The sequence below is a fragment of the Streptomyces sp. NPDC019396 genome, from assembly GCF_040632375.1.
In the GTDB taxonomy this organism is placed as follows: Bacteria; Actinomycetota; Actinomycetes; order Streptomycetales; family Streptomycetaceae; genus Streptomyces.
On record NZ_JBEYBS010000067.1, the window covers coordinates 1 to 5,109 of the forward strand.

Sequence of the window (5,109 nt, forward strand, 5' to 3'; positions counted from 1 at the left end):
GCTACCTCACCCCGTCCGAGACCCGACGGCATCAACAACACGCCCTCGCGGCATAACAAGATCGTGTCCAGGATCACGGGGAAACTTCAACCGGCTCCGCGCCCAGCTCACCGACATCTTCCCCGGCCTCGAGCGGGCACTGCACCTGACCAACACCGGCCCGCTCATCCTGCTGACCGGCTTCCGGACACCGGCCTCCCTTCGCCGCTCGAGGCCTGGCTGCGCAACCGCAAGGTCCTGCGCGCCGACCGGCTCGCTGAGACAGCTCTGGAGGCTGCCGACCGCCAGCACACCAGCCTGCCCGGCGAGCAACTCACCGCTCAGATGGTGCACACACTCGCGCAGGAGGTGATGGCCCTCAACCGGCAGGTCGCCGAGTTCGACAAGGCGATCGAGGCCAGGTTTCGCGAGCATCGAGACTTTGACGTGATCACCAGCATGCCGGGCCTTGGCGTCATCCTCGGCGCCTAGTTCCTGGCCGCGACCGGCGGTGACATGAGCGTCTTCGGCACCGCCGACCGCTCGCCGGCTTCGGCGGCGTCGCACCCGTGCCCCGTGACTCCGGCAAGATCAGCGACAATCTCCGTCGGCCGCCGCGCTACAACCGCCGCCTTCCGCGAAGGCCGCGAGGGCGTCTGCGGAGGGCGATGGCGTGCGAAGCAACCCTGACCAGAATGGGAAAAGTGAGGCGATGATCGCTGCATCGAAAGGAGTGGTGCCTCCTCGCATCTGATAGTAACCCTAGTACTCCAGCAGCGGATCGTGTCCTGAGCTGGTTCTTCTGAGGTAGTGGCTGTGTTGGGCGGTGGCTTGGGGGCGGCGGCGCCAGTGGGACCAGGTCAGTGCGTGGTCTCGTGGGTGAGGTCGGTGTCTTCGCTGGTGGGGCAGGAGATGTTCCAGGAGCCGGCGGATCTCTGCCCGTAAGCCTCGTCCGCCGTCACCCACTGGGCCGGCGGCCCAGCGGCCAGACAGCGGGTGACCATCGCCTTGGCGAGCTCGCCCTTCGTGGCGAACTGGCGCTCGTCGGGGATCTTCGCCGCCCGGCAACGTTCCCGGCCCGACGTCCAGGCCTTCGGCAGATACAACTCCCGGTCCACCAAAGCCCGTCCACGACTCGTGGCATAGGCGGCGAACACCCCGATCTGACAGTTGTCGATCTTCCCGGAGGTTCCGGTGTACTGCCGTACCACCCCCGCCGAGGTGGACCCCTTCTTGATGAACCCGGTGTCGTCGATGATCAGCACACCACCCGGACCAAGCCGCTCAGCGACGTAATCACGCACGTCGTCACGGACCGCGTCCGCGTCCCAGACACTCGAGTTCAGCAGCCTCTGAAACCCGTCCGGAGCCCTGTGACCTGCGTATTCGGCCAGCCGCCAGCCATTCTTCCTGGCCACCGGCGCCAGCAGCCCCCGCAGATAGTCCCGCATCCGCCACCGCAGATCCGCCCGGGGGAACCGGCCCGCCACCCGCGCGAACACCGACTCCAACTGCGCAGCCCAGGCCACACCATCCAACATCCCCACCATGCCCAGACAACGAACCACACCAGCTCAGGACACGATCCGCTGCTGGAGTACTAGAGGTACCGCGAGCCTAGTGAGTTTAGGTGGCTTTGCGTGGTCGCAACTTGTAAAGCCGTCCTGCGTAGCCGTACCGGGAATATCCCACAATTTCGTGGAATCTATGGCATTCTGAGACTCCTTCGCGCATTTCGCCCATTCCGCAAGGCACTTACCTAGGAATCATAGGCAATATGAGTAAAGACTGCTCATAAATGTCCATCCGTAGACCTGACATGATCAAAGCTCCAGACCATTGCCACCTGCGCATAGTTCTTATCAAAACGGGATGGAGTAGTGCCTTTGTACGCACACATTAACACTGACTGGCCCCTGACTGGGCGGCATGGTGAAATGGATCTATTTGAACGAGCACTTCAGACAAAGGGGATCGATGCATGCTTTATACGGGGCGATCGGGGAACGGGGAAGACAAGGCTGGCCGCCGAGTTTCTGAAAGCCGCTCAAAGTTCCGGCCGAAGGATCGGAAAAGCAATTGCTCACGACCCCGAAGGGGCGCCCTTTGGTGCCATTGCCCATCTGCTGCCCCCCGACGTTGATGCAACAAACCCGATCGACTATTGGAAAAAGGCATGCGAAAAGATAGTATCGAAGCAGGGGAGAGGCAGACGCGCTCGTTTTGTTCTTCACGTGGATGAGGCTCATCTTCTGGACCCGGCCTCATCTGCCTTGATTGGACAGCTCATAAATTCGGGTATGTTGTTTTTGATTGCCACTGTGAGAAATGGTGCGAGCCCCAATGAGGCCCTATCCCGCCTGGAGTCTCTGGACACGACGCTCAAAATAGAGATTTCTGAACTAAATACTGTTCAAGTCAGGAGCCTGCTCGAGTCTGTGTTCGGTGGTGTCGTCACCCCCGCGATGTCAAAAGCATTCTTTGAGTACAGTGCAGGGAACCCCTACATCTTGCGGGAGTTGATTGCCGGGAACTTGAGATCATCTTCGATCGTAAAGGACTCTGGTGTCTGGAATATCGCAGGAAATTTGCGTATTACTTCTCGCTTGAAGGAATTTGCCGTAGAGCGTTTGAAAAACGTCAGCGCAGGTGCCCAGCGCGCGCTAGAGATGCTTGCCGCTTGTGAACCAGTCGGTGCGGAATTCTTTTCCCCGGATGTTGTTGCGGAGCTCGAGTCGGCAAAATTGGCGATTATGGAGAGGATCGGCCGTCGTAGAATAATTCGCGTGTCTCGCCCTCTGTATAGTGCTATTGTGCTAGAAGAGATGCCCTCCGCCCGAAGAAACGTACTCTTGCTCGAGCAGGCAAATTTCATTCAGTCATATGGTCGGCGTAGAAGTGCCGACAAAGCTGTGGCCGCCGCCAATGTACTATCGGCAACGGGGAAGATAGATGAGCGCTCTCTTCTTCAAGGAGCCATGGCGGCACGCAGAATAGGGAGCTTTGAGGTCGTTCATGACCTGGCAGCCGCCTCCTCACAATGGCGGGGGACACGCTTCCTGCGTCACTTCCTCCTGGGAGAGTCTCTGCATGAAATGGGAAATCTAAAGGAATCCGCAGAGAACCTGAAGCGAGCGATGAGTTGTGCCCGAAATGATATTCAATTTGCATTGTCGGCATTGCTTTATACGCAAGCATCCGCTTGGGAGGGAACCGGCCATCGCAAGGCTGTGGAGGTATCTGCAGCAGCGTGCTCTAAAGTTACATCCCGGCAAATGCGTGCTCTTCTAAGTGTCAACCATGCAGCTATGCTGGCTCTCTTCGGACACCCAAGAAAGTCCCTTTCAGTACTCGACGATACATCAGAAGATCTATGCCCTCATACCCATTATTATGCTCAGCTGACTCGGGTGTTCGGTTTGGTTGTTACAGGAAGGGCACAAGAAGCGCTTCGATTGGGAATCAGCAAATATGAAGCGGGTGCTCAGCGAAACCAGAATGCAATTTCGCTAAACTCGCCATACACATTGGCCCCCGTTGTCCTAGCGTTGTCTGAGGGGGTGAGCCTGCATGATGCTTTCAACCTCGGAGAGAAGTTCTGGCTGGAATCCAGTAGTGCCAGGAATAGTACTTCGCATGTATTCTTGTCGCTCGTGATGGCACGGTGCGCCCTGCAGCGAGGACTTCCGAACGACGCTCTCCGATGGTCTGGACAGGCTGTGGCGCTATGTCGAGGACGCTCAAACAAGGGTGCTTTGCGGGCGGCTTTGTCCTTCATGTCCGAAGCTTGCGTGCTGTCACGTCAATTTGATCTCGCGGAAAAGGCATTGTCGGAGGCTGTAAATCTCCCAAAATGGGGCCCGTTTGTTCTCGAAGAGTGCATACCGGCAGCTTTGTTGGCGGCGGAAAGCGGAGATTTTAGGTCGGCGCAAAATGCACTTTTGCGGGCAGCTAGGCGAGCCAGAGAATCGAATAGTGTTATGAGTGAGACCAGGTTGCTGGCTGAGACTGTGCGGTTGGGCGATGCAGAACGAGCGGCGCAATGTTTTGCTGAACTGCGAAGCGTCTCAGACGGAAATTACGTCTCTGCCTGTACCTCATATGCTATCGCACGCGCCGCGCGAGATCCGGAGCTCATGGATCATAGTTCGGCCCAGCTCGATAAAATTGGAGCTACACTTCTGGCGGCTGAGGCTTCAGCTATTGCTTCAGTCATGTGGAGAAAGCGGGGACGTTCCGGCCAGTCAACAATAGCAGGGAATGAGTCAGTTAGGTTGGCCAAAATATGTGATGGGGCGATGAGTCGAGATCTAGCCACTGCCCAGGCTTCGACTCCGCTTACCACCCGAGAGATGGAGATTGCTTCACTCGTCACTCAAGGACTAACAAGTATGGAAGTTGCAGATCATGCCAAGATTTCCCGACGAACAGTGGAGAACCATCTTCAAAATGTTTATAGGAAGCTAGGTGTGACCAATCGAAGGTCACTACGGATGGTGCTGAAGGGCCGTTGACCGGTACCCGTCCTGTAACATTCAAAACTTTGGGATAGTGCGTCGAGGCTGTGGGATATAAAGAGCTCTCCCGCAATATCCAGCGTCGCGCGACTCCAGCGGCCTCAGGAGCCTACTTGGATATGCCTTCGTAGTCCCTCGCCAGGCGGGGTGGGGTCGTCCGATATGCGCCTGGTGCGGTTGTCGATCGAGGTTATGTAGATCATGGCTTCGGAGCTGGCGGTGAGGGTCTTGTAGTCGCGGGCGAGACGGCGGGGCATCATGATCTAACCGATACTCCGCTCGACCACCCAGCGTCTTTTCACGACATGGAACCCGCGGGTGTGCGGGTTTCTGTTGACGACTTCGATATCGATTCCGAGGCGGTGACCGTGCTCGATGACCAGGGCTGTTGCAAAGTCTGACGATCTTGGATCGTCGCTGGTCAGGCCAGGTCGAGGAGGTCGAGTGGCCGGGTGAACGGCGCCTAGGACATCTCGCGGAGGCCGGCGGCGATGTTGGCGTGACCTGCCTCGCGCAGGAGGTTGAACCGTTCCGACTTCTCTGCCGCTCCGTTGTGAGCCATCAGGGAGGATGGGACACGTGCCCAAGAAGATTGACCCCGCGCTTCGTAGCC

At 57.9% G+C, this 5,109-nt stretch carries 1 protein-coding gene and 3 pseudogenes; 2 read left to right on the forward strand and 2 right to left on the reverse strand.

The genetic code is table 11. The features are described 5' to 3' along the window. Positions 1-88 precede the first annotated feature (88 nt). Positions 89-620: pseudogene (locus ABZ532_RS31200) on the forward strand (transposase); the annotation flags it as partial. Between the two features lie 294 nt (positions 621-914). Here ABZ532_RS31200 and ABZ532_RS31205 read toward each other — a convergent pair. Beyond that, positions 915-1,529 (reverse strand): annotated as a pseudogene (locus tag ABZ532_RS31205) (IS701 family transposase); the annotation flags it as partial. Positions 1,530-1,859: 330 nt separating this feature from the next. On the opposite strand from ABZ532_RS31205, the gene ABZ532_RS31210 reads away from it, so the two are divergent. Further along, a complete protein-coding gene (locus ABZ532_RS31210) occupies positions 1,860-4,493 on the forward strand; it encodes a LuxR family transcriptional regulator (RefSeq protein WP_361291289.1) in 2,634 nt (877 codons plus the stop codon). A gap of 104 nt (positions 4,494-4,597) precedes the next feature. Here the strand turns inward: ABZ532_RS31210 and ABZ532_RS31215 are convergent. After that, positions 4,598-4,876 (reverse strand): annotated as a pseudogene (locus ABZ532_RS31215) (IS5/IS1182 family transposase); the annotation flags it as partial. Positions 4,877-5,109 lie beyond the last annotated feature (233 nt).